General features: G+C 69.2%; 3 protein-coding genes. All 3 read left to right on the forward strand.

The features are described from left to right. Positions 1 to 685 (forward strand): LLM class flavin-dependent oxidoreductase (locus tag ABDW21_RS16755; protein WP_343710774.1); only part of this gene is annotated, 685 nt, incomplete at its 5' end. A 131-nt stretch (positions 686 to 816) separates the two neighbouring features. Beyond that, complete coding sequence (locus ABDW21_RS16760) at positions 817 to 2,214, forward strand: NAD(P)/FAD-dependent oxidoreductase (protein ID WP_343710775.1); 1,398 nt, start codon at positions 817 to 819, stop codon at positions 2,212 to 2,214. A gap of 66 nt (positions 2,215 to 2,280) precedes the next feature. After that, the coding region (locus tag ABDW21_RS16765) for a gluconate 2-dehydrogenase subunit 3 family protein (protein ID WP_343710776.1) at positions 2,281 to 2,825 on the forward strand (545 nt) is incomplete at its 3' end.

Below are 2,825 nucleotides of genomic sequence, written 5' to 3' on the forward strand. Positions count from 1 at the left end.
GCTAGTCACCGGCAACACCTACCGCAACCCGACCCTGCTGGCGAAGGTCATCACCACGCTGGACGTGGTCAGCGCGGGCCGGGCCGTCCTGGGCATCGGCACCGGCTGGTTCGAGCTGGAACATCGCCAACTCGGTTTCGAGTTCGGCACCTTCACCGACCGGTTCAACCGGCTGGAGGAGGCGCTGCAGATCCTCGACCCGATGATCAGGGGCGAGCGGGTGTCCTTCGCCGGCGACTGGTACACCACCGAGGAGGCCATGGCCGAGCCGCGCTACCGCGACCGCATCCCGATCCTGATCGGCGGCAGCGGCGAGAAGAAGACCTTCTCGATCGCCGCGCGCTACGCCGACCACCTCAACATCATCGCCGGCTTCGATCAGCTGCCGGGCAAAATCGACGCCCTGGCCCGGCGATGCGACGAAGCCGGCCGCGACCCCTCGACACTGCAGACCAGCATGCTGTTGACGGTGATGGTCGACGAGAACGCCACGCCCGACATGATCCCGCCGGCGGTGCGCGCGCGTGCGGTGGCCGGCAGCCCCGCCGAGATCGCCGACCAGGTGCAGGCCAAGGTGCTCGACGCCGGCGTGCAGGGGCTGATCATCAACCTGCCCACGCACGGCTACACCCCCGGCGTCATCACCGCCGCCGCCGAGGCGCTGCGCCCGCTGGTCGGTTGCTGACGGCGCGACGCGCGTCAGGCCCGGCGCCCGCGGGTGTGGCTGATCGCACAGCACCCGTATTCGAAGGCGGCCTGTCCGGACGACTACCGTGTGGGTGAACGCAGTCGCTGTCGAGGAGCAAAGCCGCAGTCATGAGTGCCCCAGCCGAAGACACTGCGACCCGTCACCCGCACCGTGTCGTCGTCATCGGTTCCGGGTTCGGCGGACTGAACGTCGTCAAGAAGCTCAAGCGCGTCCCCCGCGGATGTCAAGTCGACATCAAGCTCATCGCCCGCACTACCCATCACCTGTTCCAGCCGATGCTCTACCAGGTCGCGACCGGCATCGTCGCCGAAGGTGCGATCGCTCCCCCGACCCGGGTCGTGCTGCGCAAACAGCGCAACGCCCAGGTGCTGCTGGGCGACGTCACGCACATCGACCTGGCAGAACGCTACGTCGTCTCGGAGTTGCTCGGCCACACCTACCAGACGCCCTACGACAGCCTGATCGTCGCCGCCGGCGCCGGCCAGTCCTACTTCGGCAACGACCACTTCGCCGAGTTCGCGCCCGGCATGAAATCCATCGACGACGCGCTGGAGCTGCGGGGCCGGATCTTGAGCGCGTTCGAGCAGGCCGAGCGGTCCAACGATGCCGAGCGCCGCGAGAAGCTGTTGACCTTCACCGTCGTCGGCGCCGGCCCCACCGGTGTGGAGATGGCCGGCCAGATCGCCGAACTGGCCGAGTACACGCTCAAGGGCACGTTCCGGCACATCGACTCCACCCGGGCGCGGGTGATCCTGCTCGACGCCGCCCCCGCGGTGCTGCCGCCGATGGGTGAAAAGCTCGGCAAGAAGGCTGCGGCACGGCTGGAGAAGATGGGTGTGGAGATCCAGCTCGGCGCGATGGTCACCGACGTCGACCGTGACGGCATCACCGTCAAGGACGCCGACGGCACGACCCGCCGCATCGAGTCGGCCTGCAAGGTGTGGTCGGCCGGGGTGTCGGCCAGCCCGTTGGGCCGGGACCTGGCCCGGCAGTCGGGAGCCGAACTCGACCGCGCGGGCCGGGTGAAGGTGTTGCCGGACTTGACGATTCCCGGCTACCCGAACGTGTTTGTGATCGGCGACATGGCCGCCGTCGACGGTGTCCCGGGGGTGGCGCAGGGCGCCATCCAGGGCGCCAAGTACGCCGCGGGCACGATCACAGCCGAACTGGCCGGCGCCGACCCGGCGCAGCGCGAGCCGTTCCAGTATTTCGACAAGGGTTCGATGGCCACGGTCTCGCGGTTCTCCGCGGTGGCCAAGATCGGCCCGCTGGAGTTCGGCGGGCCGATCGCCTGGCTGGCGTGGCTGGTCCTGCATCTGGTGTACCTGATCGGTTTCAAGAACAAGATCACCACGGTGCTGTCGTGGGCGGTGACCTTCCTCAGCGGCCGGCGCGGTCAGCTGACCATCACCGAGCAGCAGGCGTTCGCGCGGACCAGGCTCGAGCAGTTGGCGGTGCTGGCTGCCGAGGCGCACCAGGGTGAGGAGACCCGCGCAGCGAGCTAACCAACGCGACACGCCGCTGCGCGGGCATTCCCCTGGTGGGCCCGATATTCCCGTCATACTCTGCCCGTGGCCAGCGACAAGGCCGTTGACGGGCCCGGCGTGCCGGCGCCGGTGTCCCGGCGCGCGGTGCTCGGCGGGCTCAGCCTGCTGCCGCTTGCCGCTGCGGTACCGCGCGTCCTGCCGCCCGCGTCTGCGGACACGGGGTACCGATTCCTGACGCCGCACCAGGCTGCGGTGCTCGACGCCGCCACACGCCGGCTGATCCCCGGGCCCGAAGACCACCTGCTCGAGCGCGGCCATCCGGGGGCCGCCGAAGCGAACGTCGTTCGTTACCTGGACACCATGCTGGCGGCGTTCTCCTTTTCGCCACCGGAGGTGCACGCGGGTGGGCCGTGGAGTAATCGGGCGGGCGGCACCGAGGACTTCATGGCCGAGTTCGTTCCACTGGACCGCGCCCAGACCTACGCCTGGCAACAGCGCATCGCCGGCTATCGCCAGCAATACACCAGCGGCATCGCGCTGCTGGACCAGCTGGCCGGCGGCGACTTCACCACGGTGTCGAAGGTGCGCCAAGACAGCATCTTGGCCAAGGGGCAGGCGGTGAGCTTCAC

It is taken from the genome of Mycobacterium sp., from assembly GCF_039583805.1.
Taxonomy (GTDB): domain Bacteria; phylum Actinomycetota; class Actinomycetes; order Mycobacteriales; family Mycobacteriaceae; genus Mycobacterium.